We start from the raw sequence: 23226 nt of genomic DNA, 5'->3' as shown, positions 1-23226 counted from the left end.
CGTTCTAGCCGGAATAAAGTCACCTACAGTAGAGTTGAGTTAAGTACACTCAAGTTTATGGGTTCACCCAGTAGTAGAAAGGACGAACGTGGACACCAAACTCACCACCAAAAGCCAAGAGGCTCTCTCAGCATCCGGTATGAATGCCTCAACGGCAGGCAATGCGCAGATTGAACCAGCGCACCTGCTCAAGGCACTTCTGGATCAGCGAGACTCCGTCGCTGTTGCTCTGCTGAAAACGGCTGGGCTTGATGTCGATGCGTTATCCGTCAAAGCAAGTGCTGCAATCAACGCACTTGCCTCAAGCTCGGGTAGCTCGGTTGCGCAAGCCCAGTTCTCACGCCAGTTGCTCCAAGTAGTAAGTAATGCGCAGGAAACTGCAACGGAAATGGGGGACACCTATGTCTCCACCGAGCATCTGCTTATTGCCCTGGCCACGGACCAAACCAAGGCTGGTCAGAGCATGCGAGAATCCGGCGCTACTCGGGAACTTCTTGTTGCTACCCTGCCTGCCATTCGCGGTGACAGGAAGGTCGATAACCCTGACCCCGAAGCAACCTTCCAGTCTCTGGAAAAGTTCGGTACCGACATGACGGAACTGGCGCGCTCCGGAAAGCTGGATCCTGTCATTGGACGAGACCGAGAAATTCGTCGTGTGGTCCAGGTGCTCTCACGCCGCACCAAGAACAACCCAGTATTGATCGGTGAGCCCGGCGTAGGTAAAACCGCAGTGGTTGAAGGCCTCGCTCAGCGAATGATCGCTGGCGACGTGCCAGAATCCCTGCGTGGCAAGACGCTGATTTCATTGGACTTAGGCGCCATGGTTGCCGGTGCAAAGTACCGCGGTGAATTTGAAGAGCGTTTGAAGTCTGTCCTTGAAGAAATCAAATCTTCTGATGGGCAGATCGTGACGTTCATTGATGAGATCCATACCGTGGTGGGTGCTGGGGCTTCCGAAGGAGCCATGGATGCTGGAAACATGCTCAAGCCAATGCTTGCTCGTGGTGAGTTGCGTCTGATTGGTGCCACCACCTTAGATGAGTACCGCGAAAACATTGAGAAGGATCCTGCTCTAGAGCGTCGCTTTGCCCAGGTTTACGTGGGGGAGCCCAGCGTGGATGACACCATTGCCATCCTGCGTGGGCTCAAAGAGCGCTACGAAGCTCACCATAAGGTGTCTATCGCAGACTCCGCTTTGGTGGCAGCATCCTCGCTGTCTAACCGCTACATCTCCGGTCGCCAGCTGCCAGACAAGGCCATTGACCTTGTTGACGAAGCTGCCAGCCGGCTACGTATGGAGATCGACTCGGCACCGGAGGAGATCGATGAGCTGCGCCGTGAAGTGGACCGACTGACCATGGAAGAGCTAGCTCTTTCGGATCAGAGTGACCCGGCCTCGGTGGAACGCTTAGAGGCCTTGCGTAAGGATATGGCCGATAAAAAAGAAACGCTTGATGCCTTGAATGCTCAGTGGGAATCGGAAAAGGCAGGACTGAACCGAGTGGGCGACCTCAAGGTCAAACTTGATGAGTTGCGTGGACAGGCAGACAAGGCCCAGCGCGAGGGTGATCTGGAGAAGGCATCACGACTGCTCTACGGAGAAATTCCAGCATTGCAGAAGGAACTGGACGCTGCCGCGCTCGCCGAAGCAAATCGAAGTACTCAGGCAAGTATGGTCGCTGACGAAGTCACGGCCGATGACATTGCTGAAGTCATTTCAGCATGGACCGGCATCCCGGCCGGGCGCATGTTGCAGGGTGAGAGCCAGAAGCTGCTGGATATGGAGCAGATCCTTGGCCAGCGACTGATGGGACAGAAACAGGCAGTTGCGGCAGTCTCCGACGCCGTTCGTCGAACCCGCGCCGGCATAGCCGACCCTAATCGGCCTACCGGATCATTCCTGTTCCTCGGCCCGACCGGTGTTGGCAAAACTGAGCTGGCTAAGTCCCTGGCTGACTTCCTCTTTGATGACCCCCGTGCCATGGTGCGAATCGACATGTCCGAGTATTCGGAGAAGCATTCTGTGTCTCGACTGGTTGGTGCTCCTCCGGGATATGTCGGATATGAAGAAGGTGGACAGCTCACTGAAGCAGTCCGTCGTCGTCCGTACTCGGTGATTCTGCTTGATGAGGTAGAAAAGGCTCATCCTGAGGTCTTTGACATCTTGTTGCAGGTACTCGATGACGGTCGGCTGACCGACGGCCAGGGTCGCACGGTGGACTTCAGGAACACCATCCTGATTCTGACCTCCAACCTTGGTTCGCAATTCTTGGTGGATCCAAATATGGAGGATTCTGAGAAGAAGAGTGCGGTGATGAACGTGGTCAATGCTTCGTTCAAGCCTGAGTTCTTGAACCGTCTCGACGAGGTGATCCTCTTCGATCCGCTGAGCCTTGAAGAACTAGGAAGCATTGTGAAGCTTCAGATCGATCTGCTTTCCGAGCGGCTCTCGGAACGACGGTTGAGCTTGGATGTGGATCAGGCTGCCAGCGAATGGCTGGCGCTGACCGGATACGATCCGGCCTATGGTGCCCGTCCTTTGCGCCGGTTGGTGCAACGAGAAATTGGGGACCGGCTTGCTAGGGAAATCTTGGCTGGAACGGTTCAGGACGGTGACACCGTCAAGGTGCTTCTTGATCAGTCTGGAGACCAATTGCTGGTGAAGAAGAGCTAGGTCAAAAAGTAGGGAGTGAGCAGAATTAGTTTCTGCTCACTCCCTATTTATCCGGAAAAAGATCTGGCTAGCTCTCGGTGGTCTCTTCGGCTTTAGAACTTTCCTCTGTGGACTCTCCGTCCATAGGGGCATCGGAAGCACCCTCAGGCAAGAGTGAAGAGCGCACGTTGCCTTCTGAGACGCTCAGAAAGCAAGAGACTGTCCGGTCGCCTTGTCCCCAAGTGCTCTCGGACGGACGCGAGAAATGGTAAGTCCATGTCGAGTCCAACCCTGCACTGGGATCCAACGAGACAGACTTACACATGTCTTCAGACTGGGTCAGTAGTTCATTGGCGCCGGGGTAGTCGGTGCCTGATACCTCAAAGGAGCCGATCATCTGGGCATTATGTGCTGAATCGCAGGTGACCACAGTTTGTGGGTCTAAAGGCGAATCAAAGTCGCGTAGGCAATCTCCGAGCTCCAACTGTGCTGGAGGCATTTCAGTCGCAACTATGCCATCAAGACCCGGGGATTCATTACGTTCAACGTTGTTCGCAACGGGGGAAGCTGGGGGATCTATGATTCGAAGCACCACAAAGACCACGGCAGCAGCCAGAGCTAAAACAGCAATGATCATCAGAGCCCATTGACCGCCACGTCGTTTAGGCTTCTCTGGTTCCGGCTGCAATGGCGGTAATGCCGCCTGCGGCTCGGGCAGATTCTTTTCCACCACCTGCTAGGCTCCTTCATGGTCGGGTCTTACGAAAATTCACCGGCTCAATACATAGTCGTTGGACTAATTGACAGTCTAGCGGTTTCGGAGGGTGTTGCGTTCAATGCTCGCCGGTGAATCATGTTAACCTTTAAATACGAAAGAACTGATCACATATTCGGAGGCCTCCATCTAACTAGGTGGACCACCTTCCGACTCTACTGAAAAGAGGGGGTCACGCCATGGGGCGCGGCCGTCAAAAGGCTAAAGCACAGCGTCAGGCGCGAGACATTAAGTACTACTCGCCGTCCACTGACCTTTCGGCACTAGAACGCGAGTTGGGCGTTCAGTCCGATCATCATGCTCAAAAAGTTGAGCGTAATGATTCAACGTATGACGATGATTATTCGGATTACGACGAGCTGACGAAGAAGTATTCGCTAGACGACGACGAGGATTAATTTCCTTTTCAGCGATCGAGTGTTCTTGACTCTCAGTGCCACACCTTAAGCACCAAGTGGTACGGCTCTTCAGTACATTTGCGACAAGCCGCAGGGACTAAGCTAGATTAGCTTATAGTCGCTGCGGCCTTTGTCGTGCCTAACAAGCTTGAGGTGGAATTTGAGTAGCAAAGAAGAGCTATCAATTCAGATGGCGCATCACTCTGCCATTCGCTCTATGCAGCGCATCGTAGAAGAGCAGGCCCCGCCGACACCGGAAGATGAAGCTCGTGCCGGCGTGCAACAGATCCTGGATGCAGGCAACGTACTTGTTGTTACAGGTGCAGGGGTTTCTACAGATTCAGGTATTCCTGATTATCGTGGGCCCAACGGTTCACTGCAGCGTCACCGTCCGATGACCTACCAGGAGTTCCGCTACCGGCCCGAAGCACGCCAACGTTACTGGGCACGAGGCTATGTTGGCTGGCGACATATGGACAAAGCTGTACCAAACCAAATCCATCAACGCCTGGTGCAGTGGGAGCAGGAAGGTCGCGTCAGCGGAATTATTACGCAGAACGTTGACGGCTTGCATCAGCAAGCAGGTTCGAAGCGTGTGATCCCAGTGCATGGCGACCTGTCGACAGTGCGTTGCTTGAACTGTGGATTTAGCGAAGACCGACGGGAATTTGACCTTAGGCTTGAGGCTGCCAACAAGGGATACATTGAGGCTGTAGAAATTGATCCTGCCGCGGTGAACCCCGATGGTGACGTGGAGCTTCCGCAATACCTCATAGACCAATTTGTCATGGTTCGTTGTCGGAACTGCGATTCCTACGCATTGAAGCCAGACGTAGTCTATTTTGGTGAAAGTGTGCCAGCCGAACGCAAAGAGCTGATGACCGCCCTGGAAGAAGAATCCAGTTCGCTACTGGTATTGGGCTCATCCTTGGCAGTGATGAGTGGTTACAAAGTTCTGCTGAACTTCGTCAAACGTGAATTGCCTGTTGCCCTGATAACTAACGGGCATGTGCGCGGTGAGCAGAAGGCTACCTGGCGCTGGCGAGTGCCATTAGATGTAGCACTTGGCCAACTGCACTAGGAGCGTCGACTAGGCCCAGAAACAAATAATGCGCCGCACTGAAAATCAGTGCGGCGCATTAGTTTGCTACAAAGCTCTCTACTTGGCGTAGGCTCCGGTGAGCAACACGGCGCCACCGTCAACGCCCTTAGCGCCCTGAACGAAGTCCAGACCAGCTTCGGCGGCAGATGGATCAAGGTTCTCAACCTCACCCATAACCCAAGCACCCATCCCGGCCTTGTTCAGCAACTGAACGGCACGATCAGCAACACTTTGATCCACGATGGCCACCATGCCAACGCCCAGGTTCAAGGTGCGCTCCAAATCCGGCTGTGGCACGTTGCCCAGGGAAGCGATGGTGGAGAAGACAGCTGGCAGCGCCCAGGTCGAGCGGTCCACGCGAGCCATCAGGCCCTGTGGCAGCACACGAGCCAGGTTAGCGGCCAAGCCACCACCGGTGACGTGGCTGAAACCGTGGACACCGAAGTTTTCCCCGTCGTTCAGATCCCCGATCAAATCCAAGCAAGCACTGGTGTAGATACGGGTTGGAACCAGCAGTTCTTCGCCCAGGGTCTTGCCGAACTCGGCAACCTCACGGTCCAGTTCCCACTTGGCGTGAGCGATCACGCGGCGCACCAACGAGTAACCGTTGGAGTGGATGCCAGAGGAAGCCATACCGATGACTACGTCACCGGCCTGAACGCGTTCTGGGCCGAGCAACTGATCGGCTTCGATAACACCGGTAGCCGCGCCGGCAACGTCGTATTCATCTTCAGCTAGTAGGCCTGGGTGCTCAGCGGTTTCGCCGCCGACCAATGCGGTGCCAGCGAGCTTGCAACCTTCGGCGATACCGCGAACGATGTCCGCAATGCGCTCTGGGACTACCTTGCCGGTAGCAATGTAGTCGGTCATGAACAGTGGCTTGGCGCCCACTACGACGATGTCATCCACGACCATGCCAACGAGATCCTGGCCGATGGTGTCGTGGATATCCAGCTTCTGGGCGATAGCTACCTTGGTACCAACACCGTCGGTGGAGGTCGCCAGGTAAGGCTTCTTGTAACTGGTCAGGAACGAAACGTCGAAGAGACCAGCGAAACCGCCTACCCCTCCAACAACTCCCGAGGTGTGGGTAGCCTTGATCGCACCCTTCATCAACTCAACGGCACGGTCACCGGCCTCAACGTCAACGCCGGCACCGGCATAGGTGATGGAAGTTGGCTGATCATTGCCGCTCATGGCAGAGGTTTCCTTTTCTGTCGTGAGCACCGGTTCTCCGGTGCCGCTTGCAACGCGTTAGGTGGGCAGATCCCAGGTATTTAGCTGACGTTTTCGAATTCGGAGTCGGGGCCTGGCTCGCAGCCTGGCTTGTTGACTCGCTCCAGCAGGTTCTTTCCGCGACGTTCTTCCAGAGGAAGGGCAATCGGGTAGTCACCGGTGAAGCACGCGGTGCACAAGCGCTCACGTGGCTGCTGGGTAGCTTCGATCATGCCGTCTTCGGAGATGTAGGCCAAGGAGTCAGCACCAATGGAGGTAGCGATCTCGTCCACGGCTGCACCATTAGCAATCAGCTCTGCACGGGAAGCGAAGTCGATGCCGTAGAAGCATGGCCACTTCACTGGAGGCGAGGAGATCTTCACGTGCACCTCGGAGGCGCCGGCTTCACGCAACATGCGAACTACGGCGCGCTGGGTGTTACCGCGAACGATCGAGTCATCCACCACCACGACGCGCTTGCCGCGCAATACGGTTTCCAGAGCATTGAGCTTGAGCTTGATCCCCAACTGGCGCAGGGTCTGTGAAGGCTGAATGAAGGTACGACCGACGTAGGCGTTCTTCACAAAACCGTGGGTGAAAGGAATGCCAGATTCTTCGGCATAACCAATAGCTGCCGGGGTGCCGGATTCCGGAACAGGAATAACGATGTCTGCTTCGGCGCTGTTTTCGCGGGCCAGCTGGCGGCCCATTTCTACGCGGGACTCGTAGACCGAACGGCCCGCGATGGCAGCATCGGGACGTGCCAGGTAGACATACTCAAAGACACAGCCCTTGGGGGTGGCCTCGGCGAAGCGGGTGGAGCGTACCCCGTTTTCATCGATGGCGATCATTTCGCCCGGCTCGATTTCACGGATAAATGATGCACCAACGGTGGCCAAGGCTGGTTGCTCGGAGGCAACTACCCAGCCACGGTTCAACCGTCCCAGAACCAGTGGGCGTACGCCGTGTGGGTCGCGAGCTGCGTAGAGGGTGTCTTCATTCATGAAGACGAAGCAGAATGCGCCTTGGATTTTTGGTAGTAGTTCCAGCGCCGTTTCTTCCAGCGACTGACCTTCAACACCGGCCAATAGATTGGTGACCAAAGCGGTGTCGGTGGTGTTGCCCTGGGCAATCTCGCCACGAACCTTGCCACCTTCAGCCTGTTGCTTGGCAACAACCATGTCTGCCAGATCGGCAGAGTTGGTCAGGTTACCGTTGTGTGCCAGAGCGACGGTACCGGCCTGAGTTGGACCGAGGGTTGGCTGCGCGTTGGCCCAGTGGCTGGCACCGGTGGTGGAATAACGACAGTGGCCAACAGCCAACTGTCCGGTCATGGAATTCAAGGTGTTCTCGTCGAAGACCTGCGAGACCAAACCCATGTCCTTATAGACATTGATGCGCGCGCCGTCACTGGTCGCAATGCCAGCTGACTCCTGCCCGCGGTGTTGCAAAGCATACAGACCGTAATAGGTCAGCTTTGCTACTTCTTCGCCTGGAGCCCAAACGCCGAAAACGCCACATTCATCCTGCGGCCCCTTCTCGCCTGGAAGTAGGTCGTGATTTAAGAATCCATCGCCACGCGCCATGTCAGTTATTCTCTCATGTTCTGGTCTGGTCGACACCGACCGATTGTGTGTGGTTGGTGGCGGCCAGGTGCGCGGCCGCCCGCTTTTCAGTGGAAGGGAAAAGCTGCCTAGCCTTGTTGTGTACTGGAGTCAGTGTCCTCGGCCAGAGGTACTGCCAGATGTTTGGTGGACTTCTTGGAGGAGACGCGATCAATGATCACGAACACCAGTGCCCCGATACCTGCGCCTAAACCGGCACCGAACATTGCGAAGAACCCTGAGGCTGACGCCCGGGTATATTCCTGCGAAGGTTCGCCGAGTAGGCCAATGACCAGACCGATCAGCGCACCGAGTACGACGAAGGTTAAAATGAATGGCCAGAATTTAGGTGCCGAGTGAATTTGCACTTCGACACTTTGCTCTGCAGTTTTCGGTGTAGCGGGGTGTTGCTCCATACCCTTAAGGGTACTCAATAAGTGGTAGGTGCGCGGACAAGTCTGCCCTAAGTCCCGAGGCATGCAGCTGACCAGTCTGCTGTGCTTCAGCCCAAGAGGTTCGACCGGTAGCTAGCTGAAGCCAGAGTTCGGCAGACATTTCGACCACATTTGGTGGGGTCCCACGGGTATGCCTAGGCCCGGCTATGCACTGAGTCACACCGAAAGGTGGAATGCGCACCTCAACTGAATTTCCCTCGGCACGAGAAGCTAATTCTTCCAGCAGGTAGCGAACAGCCATGGCTAGCACTGGACGCGCTATCTTTGTTGGTCCTTGAGTACTTGTAGCCCACTCGCGTACCGCCGAGCGTCCGGCGGTTTCATCTACGCGCCGCTTGATTGCCATGAGTGATGTATCTCCTTGATTCAATGACGTAAAACTGTCACATTCGCCCCGGAACTGGTCCTCGCCAGCAGCGCAAAACTAGAAATCGGTCTCAGCTAACTGTAGATCAGCTGCTTGCGCACCGGCCGTGATGGCTGGTGGCTGAAGTAGCTCTTGCAGAGTGCGGTACTCGTTTTCTTCGATTGCAGAGAACTTATGCAGCAGTGACAGGGCGAGCAGATCCGTTCCTCGCGAGGATCCATCAAGCATTTTTAGTGCCACGGTAACCCCATTGGGTGCCGCCATCGCCAATACACCTTCTGCTCCCAGCTTGGCGATGATTCCAGCTTGCCTGATCACTTCGGTATTGGGCTGACCAGCACCCCTTACAGCCCAAGGATGATCTAGCATCGCCCTCACCACTTTCTGAGCCTCGCGCTGCGTTGAAGTGACCAACTGATGAAAGCCGTCAGCTAGGCTGCGCAAGGACATCTGTATCGCAGGGGCACCACAACCATCGACCCCAGTGAAAGGTATCGGACCGCAATACTCTTCAAGAACACCGCGTGCAGCTTCTTGTACCGGATGCCGCGGATCGAGGTAGCTTTCGGTTCTGGCACCCATGGCCTTAGCTGCCACGAGGAACGCGGCATGCTTCCCCGAACAATTGAAGGCCAGCCGAGTCTTGGGTAAATGCTCGAGGATCATTTGGGTGCGCGTTGCTGAATCTGCGGGCCAGGCTTCTGGGCACTGCAAATCGGACGCGGAGAGCCCCGCCGAGTCCAACAATTGGTGAGCCAAATTTTGGTGGGCAAAGCTTCCCACGTGACTTGCGCAGGCTAGAGCTAGCTGTTCTGCACCCAAATCGGCGCCACAGCGCAAAGACGCGAGTGCTTGGAATGGCTTGATGGCTGAACGCGGAAAGATTAACGCTTGTGGATTGCCCAAAGCTAAGAGCTGCGAACCATCGGATCCGAGCACCACCACAGCGCCGTAATGTCGGGATTCAACAACACCATTGCGTCGGACCTGAACCAACTGCGCGCAATCGGAAATTTCCAAAGAACCATCCATACAGCTCAGTTTATGTGTTGGGCTTGTCTTGAAATACACATGTTCGGGCGAAGTCATAGACAGCGTTAGCTCCCTGAATCTCCGGTAAACTCGGGCGGGTGAAGGTACTGGTTATTGGCCCAGGTGGCCGCGAGCATGCAATTGTCCGAGCACTCAGTGCAGACCCCTACGTCAAAGAAGTTCATTGTGCACCCGGCAACGCCGGCATCGCACAAGACGTCACCACCCACGAGATTGACGCACAGAACCCGGCCGCAGTTCTGGAACTGGCCCGAGAGCTAGCTAGCGACCTGGTCGTTGTTGGTCCCGAAGCCCCCTTGGCCGCTGGTGTATCCGATGCCCTGATTGAAGCTGGCATCCCAGTCTTCGGTCCAACCAAGGCCGCCGCCCAGCTTGAAGCCTCTAAGGCCTTCGCCAAAAACGTTATGGCTGCTGCTGAAGTGCCCACCGCGATGGCCCATGTAGCGACCAACCGTGAGGAAGCCGCTAACGCACTAGATGACTTCGGCGCACCGTATGTGGTCAAGGATGATGGACTGGCTGCCGGCAAGGGCGTAGTTGTCACCTCCGACCGCGACGAAGCGTTGGAACATGCTGAAGTTTGCTTTGCAGCCGGTGGCACCGTAGTTATCGAAGAATTTCTCGATGGCCCAGAAGTTTCACTCTTTGTCATCTGCGATGGCAAGCACGCCGTTCCGTTGTCTCCAGCCCAAGACTTCAAGCGCATCTTCGACAATGATGAAGGTCCGAACACCGGTGGTATGGGAGCGTACTCACCGCTTGAATGGCTCCCGGAGAACTTCGTTGACGAAGTCATGGAACGCGTCGCCTACCCAACCCTGCGTGAAATGGAAAAGCGTGGCACTCCGTTCACCGGCGTGCTCTACTGCGGTTTGGCAGTGACCAAGCGCGGTATCCGCGTCATTGAATTCAATGCACGCTTTGGTGATCCAGAAACTCAAGCCGTGCTCGCTCGCCTGAAGACTCCACTCGGTGGCATCTTGCTGGCTGCTGCCAAGGGACAGCTAGATGACGCGGAGCAGCTGAACTGGTCCTCACAGACCGCGGTGGACGTAGTAATCGCCGCCGAGAATTACCCTGACACCCCGGTGAAGGGTGCAGTTATTTCCGGTTTGGACGCCGCCAACGCGCTGGAGAATGTGCACGTGATGCACGCAGGAACTTCCGCAGATGCAGACGGCAACATCATTGTTTCCGGTGGACGAGTGTTGGCGGTCGTTGGGCTTGGCGATGACCTTAGCGCGGCACGTAAGGCCGCCTACGCAGGAGTCGCCGAGATCAGCTGGGACGGCGCACAGTCACGCACTGACATTGCACTGAAGGCCGAACGCGGCGAAATCGTCATCACGAAGCAAAGCAAGTAGAGGACCAGATAGCCATGGCAGGACTACAGACTGAAGTACTCGACCTTGAGGGTTGGGACCATTTCTATTCAGGTAAGGTACGCGATCTTTACGTACCAGCCGGCACCAGCTTCGATGACACCGACCGCGTACTGGTTGTTGCCTCGGACCGCATCAGTGCCTATGACTTTGTGCTCACCAGCGAGATCCCGGATAAGGGTAAAGTTCTGACGCAGCTAAGCCTGTGGTGGTTCGAACAGCTGAGCGACTTCGCAAACCACGTGATCTCCACCGAGGTTCCAGAAGCCGTGGCCGGCCGTGCCATGGTTTGCAAGAAGCTTGAGATGTACCCCATCGAGTGCATCGCTCGCGGATACCTTACCGGTTCGGGCCTGGCCGAGTACAAGGTCTCCAAGACCGTGTGCAGCTTGCCATTGCCTGAGGGCCTAGTAGATGGCTCCCGGCTGGAGCCTGCATTGTTCACACCTTCGGCAAAGGCCGAGGTCGGAGAGCACGACGAAAACATCACCTACGAACAGACCGTAGAACGCGTCGGCACTGAGGTTGCCGAGGCGCTGCGCGAGAAGACTGTTGCGTTGTACGAACAAGCAGAGCAGATAGCGCGTGCCCGCGGCATCATCTTGGCGGATACCAAGGTTGAATTCGGTGCTGATCCAGCAAACGGTGAAGTGACCTTGGGTGATGAAGTACTGACTCCAGACTCCTCTCGCTTCTGGGATGCAGCTGCTTACGAGCCAGGTCATGCACAGCCGAGCTTTGACAAGCAGTTCGTTCGTGACTGGCTGACCAGCGAAGCATCTGGCTGGGACAAGAACTCCGGCCAGGAGCCACCGCAGCTTCCGGCAGAGATCGTTGAGAAGACGCGCGCTCGGTACATCGAAGCTTATGAGCGTCTAACCGGTCAAAGGTTTAGCGCTTAGTAGCACCAGTAGTCATAGGCAAGCCCCTGTTGGGCCGGAATGCGTTTCCGGACCAACAGGGGCTTTGTTGATGTATCAGCAGATAGATGGTTTAGACCAACGAGTCTTTCCACGCCTTGTGCAAGGCAGCAAAACGGCCCTCGCTGGCGATGAGTTCCTGCGGCGTGCCATCCTCGGCGATCTTTCCATCGTGGACTACCAGGACACGGTCAGCGATCTGCACCGTGGAGAGGCGGTGAGCGATGATCAGCGCCGTGCGGTTACCCAATAGCGTCTGTAGGCCGCGCTGGACTGCTCGCTCTGAAGGGATATCCAAGGAACTGGTCGCCTCATCCAGAATCAAGACTGCAGGGTCTGCCAAGAAAGCTCGGGCAAAGGAGATCAGCTGACGTTGTCCGGCGGAGACGCGTCCGCCACGCTTATTCACATCTGTGTCGTAGCCTTCTGGAAGATCCATGATGAACTCATGCGCGCCGACTGCTCGTGCGGCGCTGTGGATGTCGTCGAGGGATGCTCCAGGACGTCCTAAAGCGATGTTCTCGGCAACTGAGCCTGAGAAGAGGAACGCTTCTTGTGTCACCATGACCACGTGCTGGCGTAATTCCTTGTTAGATAGTTCGTTGATAGGAACTGAATCCAATTCCAAGGTGCCAGAGCGAAGGTCATAGAAGCGGGCGATCAACTTGGCCAGCGTCGACTTGCCCGCGCCGGTCTGTCCGACCACTGCCACCGTTTGGCCCGCTGGAATATGCAGATCAAATTTGTCCATGATGATTGGCCCATCACCGTAACCAAAGACCGCTTCCTTGAAATTCAAGTCGCCAGCCACAGCGGAAATCGACTTTGGTTGGGCTGGTTCGCGAACGGTAGGTTCTTCCTCCAATAGACCTGAGACCTTTTCTAACGCGGCCGTTGCAGACTGTAGCGACGAGTAGAACATCGCAATCTGTTCCACAGGCTGGAACAAGCGCTTGGAAGCCAGCAAGATCGCCACCATAGCTCCAACGGCCATCGTGCCACCAATGATTCGGAACCCACCATAAGCCAGAAGCGCGGCGACCGTCAGGTTGCCAATCAGGACCAGGCCCGGCTGCAGAATGCCAAAAAGGTTGAAGGAGCGGACCGAGTTGTCCCGGTACTTCTCTGCAATCTCCTGATAGTTCGTATCGTTGGCCCGCTCGCGCCGGAATGCTTTGACTGCTCGGATTCCCGTCATGGTTTCCACGAAAGTGGAAATGACCTTGGCCGAGACAACACGGGACTCACGGTAGAGAACTTCGGAACGGCGCTGGTACCAGATGAACAAAATAGTTACAGGTACCGCAGCGACACAGACCACCAGACCACTGCGCCAGTCGAGGAAGAAAATGGAGATCAAGGTGAAAACGACAAAAACACAAGAGGATGCAAGCTCTGAGACACCCTGATCGAGCAGTTCGCGTAAGGTTTCCAAATCAGATGTCTGACGGGAAATGATGCGACCAGAGGTGTAGTTTTCGTGGAATTCTAGGCTTAGACGCTGGGTATGGCGGAACACCTGTTGTCGCAGATCTAACAACATCGCCTGGGAGATTCTAGCTGCAGAGTTGATGTACCACGATAGTAAGAAGCCACTGAGGATCGCGCAGATGATGTATCCGGCACCGGTTACTCCCAACGCTGACCAGTTGCCCTCACGTACCTGTGGCAGGGTCCAGTCGATAGCAAAAGCAATGAGCACCGGAAGCAACACGCGAGCTGCATTGGAGAGCAACACCAATACGACAGTGAGAATGAACTGCTTTTTCTGCGGGAGCGCGAGCGAGCCCAGTAACCGGAAGGACCGCTGGCGCACGATCTTGCGGTCAGCAGCACTGAGCTTGATTGCGTCTTCGTTGGAGACACCTAACGGCTGGCTCATCGGGTGGCCTCCTGCGTTGCTGATTCTTCTTCGTCATCAAGACTGGCGATGACAAATCTATAGTGTTCGTTGGTACTGAGCAGGTGGGTGTGGCTTCCTACAGCATCTACGCGGCCATCACGCAGTAAGGCCACACGGTCGGCGAGCATCACCGTTGAAGGCCGGTGCGCGACGATAAGCGTGGTAGTTCCGGCCAAGACTTCACGAAGCTTTTCGGTCACCAGTTCCTCGGTGCGCACGTCCAATGCCGAGAGAGGATCATCAAGAACCAAGATGCTCGGGCGCGCAGCAATGGCGCGGGCCAAAGCGATGCGTTGACGCTGCCCACCTGAGAGCGACAGTCCCTCTTCGCCAATCAGCGTGCCTACGCCCTGTGGCAAGTCGTAGGTGAAGTGCGCCTGGGCTACGTCCAAGGCTTCATTCAGTAGCGCTTCGCGTTGTTCGTCGTTCAGCTCTTCTGGTGCGCCGAGCAGCACGTTTTCCCGGATGGTGTTGGAGAACAACGTAGTGTCCTCAAAGGCCACCGCGATTTCGGTACGAAGTTGATCTAGGTCCCAATCCTTGACGTTCTGTCCATGGATGAGGACCTCACCGGCGGTGACCTCGTGCAGGCGGGGGATCAAGTTCAGCAGAGTTGATTTACCGGATCCGGTGATGCCCACCAAAGCCATGGTTTCACCGGGACGAATTTGCAGATCAATGTCGGCAAGTATCGGACGGTGCGTGCCGGCGGTATCTGGATAGGCAAACCGGACGTGACGAAGCTGAACGCTACCGTCCCTGGTCTCCGGAATTGTCGGAGTTTGGGGAGAGATGATGTCGTTAGCGGAGTCCATGACTTCAAAGTGTCGGTCTAGTGCAGTCTTGGTACTCAAGGTCATACCCAAGAGCATGCCCATGCCTTCCACTGGACCGGCGATAACCGCAGCGATTGAGAAATACGCAACCAGTGCTCCAACACTCAACGTGCCACCAGCCACTTGTGCGATACCGATGATCAGGCCAATACCGAGAATGGTTTCTGGCACGGCAACTACAGTGAGTAGGAAGCTGGCCAGCGTTTTAGCTTTGGCGATTTCGGTTTCTTGTAGGGACTTTGCCTGAGTATTAAAGCCTTCATAGATGTGCGGGCCACGGCCGAAGGCCTTGATCACACGGATGCCATGGACGGATTCTTCAACGGCCGTTGCCAAATCGCCGGCTTGGTCTTGACTGAGCCGACTTGCTGCGCGGAATTCGTTGCGGAAACGGTAGGCCTTGATCGCAATGGGGATCGAACCCAGTAGGTAGAGCAAACCCAGAATCCACGAGTGAGTGAACATCAAGATCAGACCGGTGATCACGGTAACGGTTTCCACCACCAGCATCATGGCGCCGAAGGCCAGCCAGCGACGTAGCAACGACAAGTCTGACATAGAGCGGGAGAGTAGCTGTCCCGAGCCCCAACGCTCGTGGAAAGCTACAGGCAAGCGCTGAAGGTGCTTGTAGAAACGAATGCGCATCTGGGCTTCTAGCCCGGCAGCCGGATTCAAAACGAACTGTCGTCGAAGGAAGATCAGCAATGCTTCAACAAATCCGAGAGCGGCAATGATGGCCACCGAAATCCACACTTCGGAGGTAGCTCCATCGCGGTGCAAAACAGAGTTGACCAACCAAGCTAGAACTTGTGGGATGGCTAGTGCGACGATGCCGGCACCTAGTGCGCACAGGAAGCCACAGAATAGTCGAGGAAGAATCGGCTTGACGAACGGATACAGTCTCTTCAGAGTTGCGGAGAGGGGAACTGGATCTTTAGTCTCGACCTTTTTTGCTTGAGCCACGGCACCCCGTATTCATCCAGAAATTCGACAGAGCTTCAGCTTACCGTCACTGGTTGAGAGAATTCAATCATTTTGCAAATAATGGGAAAGAAATGCTTCACATGCAGGAAAACAAAGATCCCGGCTTCTCGCGTTGGTGCGAAATGCCGGGATCTTGACGGAGGAAAAGAGGGTTTAGCGACGCGCCTTTAGCGTCACCAGGATTGCCTCGGGTGGGCAAGCGAATCGAATTGGTGCGAAGCGTGAGGTGCCCAAACCTGCTGAAACGTTTAGCGGAACGCTCTTACCCGCATACTCCCAATCGCTGAGGCCGCGAGCACGCCACGTTGGCAAATCGCAGTTAGAAACGAGGGCTCCGTAGCCCGGAATGCACACTTGGCCGCCGTGAGTATGACCAGCGAAGATGACATCGGCACCCGCTTCGGTGAACTGATCCAACACACGTTGATATGGCGCATGAGCCAAAGCGATGCGAACATGTGGAGCCTGGTCGCTGGTTGTAGAGCCACGAGTCCAGCCGGCAAAATGGTCTCGGTTGATGTGCGGATCATCAACACCGGTCAGATCCAAACGTAGTCCGTTCAGCACAGTTGAGTGTGAGCGGTTGGTCAGGTTGGACCAACCGGCTGCCCCGAAGGCACGGTGCATTTCTTCAAATGGCAACTGGTCCTTAGAGGAGGGGCTGGGGGAGCTATCAGAGCGGGAGAAGTACTTAAACGGGTTCTTCAACTTTGGTGCGTAGTAGCAATTGGATCCGGGAACAAAAGCTCCAGGGAATGCCATGAGCGGTTCCAAGGCCTTGATGAGTGACGGCACACCATCACGGTGGCTGAGGTTATCGCCTGTATTGATCACGAAGTCTGGCTGAAGCTCAGCAAGTTCGCGAATCCACTGAATCTTGGTTTCCTGGCCGGGGACCATGTGAATGTCAGATAGGTGCAGAACCTTGATGTCGTGTGAGCCTCGGGGCAAGACGTGCAGAGTTTCACGGCGTAGCCCAAACTTCTGGGTCTCCAACATTCCGTAACCGAACAGAGCGCCACCAAGAGCCAGTGCTCCGCCTGCTGCTAATGCTGTTGTACCCGCTGCGTGGCGCAATGCAGCACCAAAATTATTGTGTTCAGCCATGACGTATTTGCCATCGTCCTTTCATGCCCGGGTCAACTTCTCATGAATTCCGCTATTGCCAATCTAAACCGAAAGGCCGCGTTCAACCAAAGTTGAACGCGGCCTTTGCCTGGCAGCTAATCAGTGAGCGGGCTAGTCCGAAGAATTCGAGGGCTTAGAAGATGATGACTTTTGAGCCTTTTTCTTCGCGTCTTCAGCCTTCTTTTTGGCTTCCTCGGCTTTCTTCTTAGCCTCGGCTTCAGCCTTCTTTTTGGCTTCCTCTGCCTTCTTTTTAGCCTCTTCAGCCTTCTTCTTGTCGGCTTCAGCCTTCTTCTTGGCTTCTTCCGTCTTCTTTTTAGCCTCGGCCTTCGCCTTAGCTTCTGCTTCCTTCTTAGCTTCGGCAGCGCGCTGTCGTGCTTGTTCAGCTGCCTTTTCAGCGGCAGCCTTTCGTGCAGCCTCCGCGGCAGCCCGAGCACGAGCCGCAGCTGCTGCGGCAGCTGCGTCTTCCTTCTCACCGTCGGTCTTTACTTCGGTTTCAGGAATCTTTGGATCCGGACGGTCACCGGCCTTGCCGAAGCCCTTGCGCTCGTACTGCTGTACGGCTTCCTCCATGAAGGCCACCCACAACGGTGCGGCATAGGTGGATGAGTCAACCATGGCTGGTGCTTGCTTGTCGTTGATCATCGCGCCGTGCAACGAGTTTTGTTCCGTGGATGCTTTTCCATCCAAGCGGCCAACCCACGAAGCGGTGGCGATGCCGGTGGTGAAACCAACGAACCAGGTCGACGTGGCGTAGTTGTTGGTACCCGTCTTACCTGCGATTGGACCTTCAACCCGTCCCTTTGAAACACGCTTGGTTGCAATCTTCTTCAAGGTACTGTCAAGGTCAGCAACGTAGGTCGGGTCAATCTCCTGTGAACAAGATTCACCGTCAACCTTGTATTCATTGCCGGTTACATCGGTGACACCGGTGATAGCGCGTGGCTTGCAGTACTCGCCCTTGTTAGCGAAGGTTGCAAACGCAGCTGCCTGGGACAGTGGGGTGATGTTGGCCGAACCAATGATGAAGGATGGGTTTGCTGGGCTGATTGGGCCTGGCTGACCGTTATCGGCATCCTGATCCAACACACCAAGGCGCTTGGTGTAGTCAGCAATGGTGCACAAGTCGGTGCGGTACGCTTCCTGAACGGTCGCGGTGTTGATGGACCAGTACAGGCCGGTATCAACGGTCATACGGCGGTAGAAACCACGCGAAGCGTTCTTTGGTTCCCATTTAGAACCAACGGTCGCGGTGCCACCTGGAAGACAAGATGCACGGAACTTAGTTCCAGGTTGGAAGACCTGCTTCTTGGCGTTGATGGTATCGGTCATACGCTTGCCTTCGGTGAGCCAACCAAGTGTGGTGTAAGGCTTCATGGTGGAACCACCCTGGAAACCGCCGGCGCCACCCTTGGAGCGTTCAACAGCGAAGTTGTAATAGGTGCTTGAACCTTCGCCTTCCTTCTCTGGACCGTACTCGGTGTTCTGAGCCATGGTCAGGATATTGCCGGTACCTGGCTGGACCGAAACAATTGCGGAGTGGATGTCCTTGTTGGACTTGGCGTTTGGATCAATCGCGTTACGAGCGTCCTTGGCAGCCTTCTCGTTCAGCTTGCTGTTCAGAGTGGTCTTGATGGTCAAGCCACCACGGTAGAGCAGACCTTCACGGTCTTCCTTGGTCTTACCGTAAGCGTCGTCGCTCAGGATCGTATTAACCACGTAGTCGCAGAAGTACGCATTGTCCTTAGCTGACGAACAACCCGAAGGTGAAACGCTTGGCTTGAGTTCAAGGTCCGACTTCACGGCCTCTTCGTACTCTTTTTGGTTGATGACCCCGGTGCGGTACATGTTGCCAAGTACCTTGTTACGGCGGTCCAGCGAGCGTTCTGGATTGTTGATTGGGTTGTAAACGTTAGGCAGCTGAACCATACCGGCAAGCATGGCCGACTGCTGGACGTTCAGATCCTTGGCATCAATCGAGTAGAAGCGTTGCGCCGCAGCTTCAACACCGTATTCGCGACCCGAGAAGAGTACGAGGTTCAGGTAGCCTTCAAGGATTTCGTCCTTAGACATTTCCTTTTCAATAGCTACCGCGTACTTCAGTTCGCGAATCTTTGCGGCGTAATCTTTCTGCCCGGAAATAGTCGACTCTTGTGAACCGGTGAGCTCCTGGTTGTTCACCAACAGGTTGTTTACGTACTGCTGGGTCAGGGTCGAAGCACCGGAACGTGAGGATGAGGTCAGGTTGCCGATGACTGCGCGGGCAATACCGCGCGGGTCAACGCCCTTGTGCTCGTAGAAGCGTTCATCCTCCACCGACACAATTGCCTTACGCATGTACGGGGAGATGTCATCAAGTTTCACCGGTTCACGGTTCTGCTGATAGAAAGATGCGAGGGTCTTTCCATCAGCATCCAAGATCCTAGAAGGCTCCGAAATTGGAAGCTTTTCAAAGGTGCTTGGAAGCGCGCTGACAATGCTATTTCCAGTTGTCAGACCGGTTTTCGCTAGAGCTGCTACGGGTACGAGCATACCTGCTGCGAGCACACCACACAGGGCGCTGATTCCGAAGAACGCAACGACTTTCCCTAAGGTGGTGGCGGTGTCAAAAATGGGGGACTTCTTGGCTGCCATACCTATTAGTTTACAAGGACGCGATAACGTATCGAGTATGACTAAATGGGAATACGCTACTTTGCCACTGTTGATCCACGCTACGAAGCAGATTTTGGACCAGTGGGGAGACGACGGTTGGGAGCTGGTAACAGTCGTTCCAGGCCCCAACGGCTCCTCACCAGTGGCTTACATGAAGCGCGAAAAAGCATAATAAACGAACACTTCCTCAAGGAGACAAACCCCATGCAAGAAGCCACTTCCTCGCGTGTCGAAGCACGCCTGGCTGAACTCGGTCTCACACTGCCAGGCGTAGCAAAACCAGTCGCTGCTTACCTGCCAGCGGTCACCACCGGCAACTATGTCTACACCTCCGGTCAGCTTCCACTGATTAATGGTGAACTCTCAGTTCTTGGAAAGGTTGGAGCAGAAGTTTCTGCCGAAGAGGCCAAGGCGCAGGCTCAGGTTGCGGCACTGAACGCACTGGCTGCTATCAAGTCACAGATCGGTGACCTAGATCGCATTAAACGAATCGTGAAGGTTGTCGGATTCGTGTCGTCGGATCCCGAGTTCACCGGACAGCCCGGCGTCATCAATGGTGCTTCCGAATTCTTCGGTGAAGTACTTGGCGAGGCTGGCCTGCATTCACGTTCGGCTGTTGGTGTAGCCGTTTTGCCTCTGAATGCACCAGTTGAGGTTGAGGTCATCGCTGAATTTGAGTAGTTCATTTTCTTCGCCTGCTGCGCGGCCTGCAAGGTCTTTTCCTTGCGGGCCGCGCAGTGGCATGGTGCGTCGGATCTTTGAGATACCTCCGCATCAGATCACCACGGCAGAAAACTGGGTGACCTTCGGAGCCCGAACGCCCAGGAGTCCACGCCGTGCCTCCTCAGTTGCGCTGATACGAGACAGCGCCAACGGCGTTGAAACATACCTGACCTACCGTCCCGGCGGTTCGCCTCTGGGCAACGTAGCCTTCCCTGGTGGCAGCCACGAAGAAAGCGACCGAGCAACCTATCACTGGTTCGGTCCCAATCTTTCGCAGTGGTCCAAGCGCATGGATGTGCTGGACCAACGACTGGTTCAGGCGCATATTGTCTGCGCTATCCGCGAGCTCTTTGAAGAGACCGGCATTCTGCTGGCTGGGACCGATGAACAGTCTGTGGTCGAAATGACCGACGCCGTGGACTGGATGAACGCCCGCGAAGCGATCGCCGTCCAAGACCTATCTTTTGATGAGTTTCTCCGACGCCGTGGGCTCGGTCTACGCACCGATCTACTACGCCCGGTGTCGCACTGGCTGAACCCGAACTTTGCGTTGCGAAGATTTGATACCTGGTATTTCGCAGCCACCATCCCCAACCGTCAGGAACCCACGTTGCTTCGTGGCAAAGGGAAGTGGGGGCGCTGGAATGTGGCCAAGCAGGTCCTCGCCGAGCGTGAAAGCAGTGTCCTTGGAGACTTAGTAGGGCAACCCAACACCGTGGGACTGAAACTTTCGCAGATTAGCTACCCGGCGGTGGAGATGATTCTCGAGGCCATGTCCGATGCCAACGGGGTCGTGGCCTATCTCTCGCGGGCGAGAGCTTTGGATTTGAAGCATCCCGACTTGTTGGTGCGCGACGGCCACTACTATCTGGAAGTACTCGGTTCGATGAGTGCTGAGTCTTCGCGTCCCTGGCAGAGCCCAGCTGGACGCTAAAACTAGATATAAAACACTGAGGGCCGAATTTCCATAACGGATATTCGGCCCTCAGTTTCAGTTGTCTTTAGCGTGAACGCTGACGCAGACGCTGGATGTCTAGAATCACGACAGCGCGTGCTTCTAGGCGGAGCCAGCCGCGCTGTACGAATTCAGCCAAGGCCTTGTTTACGGTTTCACGCGATGCGCCAACCAGCTGAGCCAACTCTTCCTGGGTGAGCTCGTGAGCTACCAGGATTCCGTCGGTTGCTGGGCGTCCGAAGCGGTCAGCCAGATCCAGCAGTGCCTTAGCCACACGGCCAGGAACGTCGGAGAAGACCAGGTCCGCAAGAGACTCATTGGTGCGGCGCAAACGAGCAGCCAGAGCCTGCAACAGCTGGATCGAGACCTCAGGGGAGTTCACGATTGCCTTGCGCATGTTCTCGTGGCTTAGACCTGCAAGTCGGGTTTCCGACACAGCAGTTGCCGTTGCGTTACGTGGGTGTGGATCGAAAAGGGCCATCTCGCCAAACAGTTCACCTGGGCCAAGAACAGCAATCAGGTTTTCGCGACCATCCGAAGAGGTGCGACCCAACTTGATCTTGCCCGAAACGATGAAGTACAGACGGTCGCCTTGATCGCCTTCACGGAACACCGATGCACCGCGGGACAGATCAACCTCGGTCAATTCTTCGGTGAGCGCGGCAAATACTTCATCACCAAGCGACGCAAACAGTGGCGCGCGACGCAGTACCTCGATATCCATTAAATCTCCTGTCAACAGTAGTGGGCGCTTACTTCATTGTGCCGTATTCAGTAACAATGTGACAGTTTCCACACGTGGTTTTACCAAGAAAATGTTGAACGTCACGCGCATTAGGTCAAAACGCGCGATTCTGCTCGCAGAAATCCATCAGCTTCTAAGGGTACCTTGGGTTAATACAAAGTAAATGAACGCATTGGAGTCTTGGTGCTCGGAATTTTCAGCTGGCTCGACGTGGTCATCTGTGCAGTTTTGCTGATCTTTTTCATCTTCGGACTCCGTCGGGGCTTCCTGCTGACCGTCGGGGACATGGTGGGTCTCATCCTTGGCGGTGTGGCCGCATTCTTTGCGATTCCTCTTGTTTCAACCTTTGCCACTAATCCATGGTGGCGTGTGACGCTGATGGTCGCCACCGCAGCACTGCTGATCATCCTTGGCCAAGCCCTAGGCAGGGTCATTGCCACGCGCATCAGACATTGGATGAACGTGGACTTTTTGCGTTCGGTTGACCGCATCATCGGCGGTGTTCTCTCGGTGATCATTACCGCCACGATCATTGGTGGTCTGGCGTTTTCCGCCTCCAGCATGGGCATCCCACGCCTGTCCATGGAGATCGGTAAGTCCACGATGATCAAGACCATTCGTTCGCTCACCCCAGAGTTCGTGAACTCGGCAATTTCTAGCGCGCGTTCCAAAGTGATCGCCGAAACCCTGCCGGCGTTCTTGGAGCCTTTCGCGCCGCAGATCGATCAACCGGTGGACCAGAATTGGCAGGCCAGTGACTTGCAACGCGCGTCTGCAGAATCCGCAGCGAAAATCTCTGGCACTGCGGTTCAGTGCGGTGTGAACTTGACCGGTTCAGGCTTTGTTGTGGCACCCGAATTGGTGATGACAAATGCCCACGTGGTGGCCGGTTTAGGCTCGGCAACAGTAGAGACCGGTCGTGATGAAGTTCACCGCGGAAGCATCGTTTACTTCGATCCAGACACCGATATCGCACTGCTTTATGTCGAAGGTTTACAGACTCCTGCGATCGACTTGGCCCCCGACGAGCTAACCCGCGGTGATTCGGCCGCCTTCATTGGGTACCCAGCCGGCGGTCCACAACAAATACGTAGCGCCGTGATCGCTTCACGAGCCAATGTCTCTATTGCGAATATTTACGGCGAGGATCCGGGGCGGATCTCGGTATACCAGCTCAGCGCGCAGGTAGCCCAAGGTAATTCCGGTGGGCCACTACTTGATGACCAGGGCGAAGCCGTGGGACTAATCTTCGCCAAGTCGCGTAGCGATGATCAGGTCGGCTTCGCGCTGAGCTTGAGCGAAATGGAAAACGCCATGAACACCCTAGGTACTAAACGTAGCTCGGTGAGCACAGGGGACTGCATCTCCGACTAGGG

Annotated in this window: 20 protein-coding genes; 9 read left to right on the top strand and 11 right to left on the bottom strand. The window is 55.6% G+C overall.

The window, feature by feature from the left end; all coding sequences use genetic code 11:
- Window positions 1-88 precede the first annotated feature (88 nt).
- Window positions 89-2674, top strand: coding sequence for an ATP-dependent chaperone ClpB (gene clpB, locus FJV47_RS08655; RefSeq protein ID WP_159612037.1), 2586 nt, complete (start codon window positions 89-91; stop codon window positions 2672-2674).
- A gap of 67 nt (window positions 2675-2741) precedes the next feature.
- Here the strand turns inward: clpB and FJV47_RS08650 are convergent, their stop codons facing one another.
- A complete protein-coding gene (locus FJV47_RS08650) occupies window positions 2742-3383 on the bottom strand; it encodes a septum formation family protein (protein ID WP_159612035.1) in 642 nt (213 codons plus the stop codon).
- Window positions 3384-3607: 224 nt separating this feature from the next.
- On the opposite strand from FJV47_RS08650, the gene FJV47_RS08645 reads away from it, so the two are divergent.
- On the top strand, window positions 3608-3826 hold the full coding sequence (locus FJV47_RS08645) for a DUF3073 family protein (RefSeq protein WP_159612033.1): 219 nt from the start codon (window positions 3608-3610) through the stop codon (window positions 3824-3826).
- Between the two features lie 190 nt (window positions 3827-4016).
- Window positions 4017-4907, top strand: coding sequence for a Sir2 family NAD-dependent protein deacetylase (locus FJV47_RS08640; RefSeq protein WP_159613095.1), 891 nt, complete (start codon window positions 4017-4019; stop codon window positions 4905-4907).
- A gap of 78 nt (window positions 4908-4985) precedes the next feature.
- On the opposite strand, the gene purM is transcribed toward FJV47_RS08640, so the two are convergent.
- The 5 genes from purM to FJV47_RS08615 form a co-directional block, all read right to left on the bottom strand.
- Entirely contained in the window at window positions 4986-6125 is a 1140-nt protein-coding gene (gene purM, locus FJV47_RS08635; RefSeq protein ID WP_159612031.1) for a phosphoribosylformylglycinamidine cyclo-ligase, read from the bottom strand.
- 80 nt (window positions 6126-6205) lie between these two features.
- The gene (gene purF / locus FJV47_RS08630; protein WP_159612030.1) at window positions 6206-7729 is read right to left on the bottom strand and encodes an amidophosphoribosyltransferase; all 1524 of its coding nucleotides are present in this window, start codon (window positions 7727-7729) and stop codon (window positions 6206-6208) included.
- A 107-nt stretch (window positions 7730-7836) separates the two neighbouring features.
- Window positions 7837-8163 carry a hypothetical protein gene (locus tag FJV47_RS08625; protein ID WP_159612028.1) on the bottom strand — a complete coding sequence of 109 codons (327 nt, stop codon included), beginning with the start codon at window positions 8161-8163 and terminating at the stop codon, window positions 7837-7839.
- Window positions 8164-8167: 4 nt separating this feature from the next.
- Window positions 8168-8548: a sterol carrier family protein gene (locus tag FJV47_RS08620; RefSeq protein ID WP_159612026.1), complete on the bottom strand. Its 381-nt coding sequence runs from the start codon at window positions 8546-8548 to the stop codon at window positions 8168-8170.
- Window positions 8549-8626: 78 nt separating this feature from the next.
- Window positions 8627-9601, bottom strand: coding sequence for an asparaginase (locus FJV47_RS08615; protein WP_159612024.1), 975 nt, complete (start codon window positions 9599-9601; stop codon window positions 8627-8629).
- A 98-nt stretch (window positions 9602-9699) separates the two neighbouring features.
- Between FJV47_RS08615 and purD the strand changes: the two genes are divergently transcribed.
- On the top strand, window positions 9700-10986 hold the full coding sequence (gene purD / locus FJV47_RS08610) for a phosphoribosylamine--glycine ligase (RefSeq protein ID WP_159612022.1): 1287 nt from the start codon (window positions 9700-9702) through the stop codon (window positions 10984-10986).
- A 14-nt stretch (window positions 10987-11000) separates the two neighbouring features.
- A complete protein-coding gene (locus tag FJV47_RS08605; RefSeq protein WP_159612020.1) occupies window positions 11001-11906 on the top strand; it encodes a phosphoribosylaminoimidazolesuccinocarboxamide synthase in 906 nt (301 codons plus the stop codon).
- Window positions 11907-11997: 91 nt separating this feature from the next.
- On the opposite strand, the gene FJV47_RS08600 is transcribed toward FJV47_RS08605, so the two are convergent.
- The 4 genes from FJV47_RS08600 to FJV47_RS08585 all read right to left on the bottom strand — a co-directional run bounded on the left by FJV47_RS08600 (window position 11998) and on the right by FJV47_RS08585 (window position 19406).
- Window positions 11998-13806 carry an ABC transporter ATP-binding protein gene (locus tag FJV47_RS08600; protein WP_159612018.1) on the bottom strand — a complete coding sequence of 603 codons (1809 nt, stop codon included), beginning with the start codon at window positions 13804-13806 and terminating at the stop codon, window positions 11998-12000.
- The gene (locus tag FJV47_RS08595) at window positions 13803-15626 is read right to left on the bottom strand and encodes an ABC transporter ATP-binding protein (RefSeq protein WP_159612016.1); all 1824 of its coding nucleotides are present in this window, start codon (window positions 15624-15626) and stop codon (window positions 13803-13805) included. Before FJV47_RS08595 ends, FJV47_RS08600 begins: the two co-directional genes overlap by 4 nt.
- 174 nt (window positions 15627-15800) lie before the next feature.
- Window positions 15801-16754: a metallophosphoesterase gene (locus FJV47_RS08590; RefSeq protein WP_159612014.1), complete on the bottom strand. Its 954-nt coding sequence runs from the start codon at window positions 16752-16754 to the stop codon at window positions 15801-15803.
- Window positions 16755-16886: 132 nt separating this feature from the next.
- Window positions 16887-19406 carry a transglycosylase domain-containing protein gene (locus FJV47_RS08585; RefSeq protein WP_159612012.1) on the bottom strand — a complete coding sequence of 840 codons (2520 nt, stop codon included), beginning with the start codon at window positions 19404-19406 and terminating at the stop codon, window positions 16887-16889.
- Window positions 19407-19443: 37 nt separating this feature from the next.
- Here FJV47_RS08585 and FJV47_RS16455 point away from each other — a divergent pair, with 37 nt between their 5' ends.
- The 3 genes from FJV47_RS16455 (at window position 19444) to FJV47_RS08575 (ending at window position 21084) form a co-directional block, all read left to right on the top strand.
- Window positions 19444-19599, top strand: a complete 156-nt coding sequence (locus FJV47_RS16455; RefSeq protein ID WP_200831979.1) for a hypothetical protein — start codon at window positions 19444-19446, stop codon at window positions 19597-19599.
- Window positions 19600-19631: 32 nt separating this feature from the next.
- Complete coding sequence (locus FJV47_RS08580; protein ID WP_159612010.1) at window positions 19632-20108, top strand: RidA family protein; 477 nt, start codon at window positions 19632-19634, stop codon at window positions 20106-20108.
- A gap of 61 nt (window positions 20109-20169) precedes the next feature.
- On the top strand, window positions 20170-21084 hold the full coding sequence (locus FJV47_RS08575; protein WP_159612008.1) for an NUDIX hydrolase: 915 nt from the start codon (window positions 20170-20172) through the stop codon (window positions 21082-21084).
- A gap of 67 nt (window positions 21085-21151) precedes the next feature.
- Here FJV47_RS08575 and FJV47_RS08570 read toward each other — a convergent pair whose 3' ends face one another.
- The gene (locus tag FJV47_RS08570; protein ID WP_159612006.1) at window positions 21152-21829 is read right to left on the bottom strand and encodes a Crp/Fnr family transcriptional regulator; all 678 of its coding nucleotides are present in this window, start codon (window positions 21827-21829) and stop codon (window positions 21152-21154) included.
- 204 nt (window positions 21830-22033) lie between these two features.
- Here FJV47_RS08570 and FJV47_RS08565 point away from each other — a divergent pair, with 204 nt between their 5' ends.
- On the top strand, window positions 22034-23224 hold the full coding sequence (locus FJV47_RS08565; protein WP_159612004.1) for a MarP family serine protease: 1191 nt from the start codon (window positions 22034-22036) through the stop codon (window positions 23222-23224).
- The last annotated feature ends 2 nt before the right edge of the window (window positions 23225-23226 follow it).

This window comes from Glutamicibacter sp. JC586 (genome assembly GCF_009805585.1).
Classification (GTDB): domain Bacteria; phylum Actinomycetota; class Actinomycetes; order Actinomycetales; family Micrococcaceae; genus Glutamicibacter.
The sequence above is the reverse complement of the archived record's forward strand: the minus strand, read 5'-3'. Positions and strand labels throughout refer to the sequence as shown.

Excerpts from the sequence above, each read along its gene's own strand:
- FJV47_RS08570 (WP_159612006.1), bottom strand. The coding sequence starts at position 21,829 with ATGGATATCGAGGTACTGCGTCGCGCGCCACTGTTTGCGTCGCTTGGT.
- FJV47_RS08620 (WP_159612026.1), bottom strand. The coding sequence starts at position 8,548 with ATGGCAATCAAGCGGCGCGTAGATGAAACCGCCGGACGCTCGGCGGTA.
- FJV47_RS08625 (WP_159612028.1), bottom strand. The coding sequence starts at position 8,163 with ATGGAGCAACACCCCGCTACACCGAAAACTGCAGAGCAAAGTGTCGAA.
- FJV47_RS08645 (WP_159612033.1), top strand. The coding sequence starts at position 3,608 with ATGGGGCGCGGCCGTCAAAAGGCTAAAGCACAGCGTCAGGCGCGAGAC.
- FJV47_RS08600 (WP_159612018.1), bottom strand. The coding sequence starts at position 13,806 with ATGAGCCAGCCGTTAGGTGTCTCCAACGAAGACGCAATCAAGCTCAGT.
- purM (WP_159612031.1), bottom strand. The coding sequence starts at position 6,125 with ATGAGCGGCAATGATCAGCCAACTTCCATCACCTATGCCGGTGCCGGC.
- FJV47_RS08615 (WP_159612024.1), bottom strand. The coding sequence starts at position 9,601 with ATGGATGGTTCTTTGGAAATTTCCGATTGCGCGCAGTTGGTTCAGGTC.
- FJV47_RS08575 (WP_159612008.1), top strand. The coding sequence starts at position 20,170 with ATGGTGCGTCGGATCTTTGAGATACCTCCGCATCAGATCACCACGGCA.
- FJV47_RS08590 (WP_159612014.1), bottom strand. The coding sequence starts at position 16,754 with ATGGCTGAACACAATAATTTTGGTGCTGCATTGCGCCACGCAGCGGGT.
- FJV47_RS16455 (WP_200831979.1), top strand. The coding sequence starts at position 19,444 with ATGACTAAATGGGAATACGCTACTTTGCCACTGTTGATCCACGCTACG.
- FJV47_RS08640 (WP_159613095.1), top strand. The coding sequence starts at position 4,017 with ATGGCGCATCACTCTGCCATTCGCTCTATGCAGCGCATCGTAGAAGAG.
- FJV47_RS08585 (WP_159612012.1), bottom strand. The coding sequence starts at position 19,406 with ATGGCAGCCAAGAAGTCCCCCATTTTTGACACCGCCACCACCTTAGGG.
- purF (WP_159612030.1), bottom strand. The coding sequence starts at position 7,729 with ATGGCGCGTGGCGATGGATTCTTAAATCACGACCTACTTCCAGGCGAG.
- FJV47_RS08580 (WP_159612010.1), top strand. The coding sequence starts at position 19,632 with ATGCAAGAAGCCACTTCCTCGCGTGTCGAAGCACGCCTGGCTGAACTC.
- FJV47_RS08605 (WP_159612020.1), top strand. The coding sequence starts at position 11,001 with ATGGCAGGACTACAGACTGAAGTACTCGACCTTGAGGGTTGGGACCAT.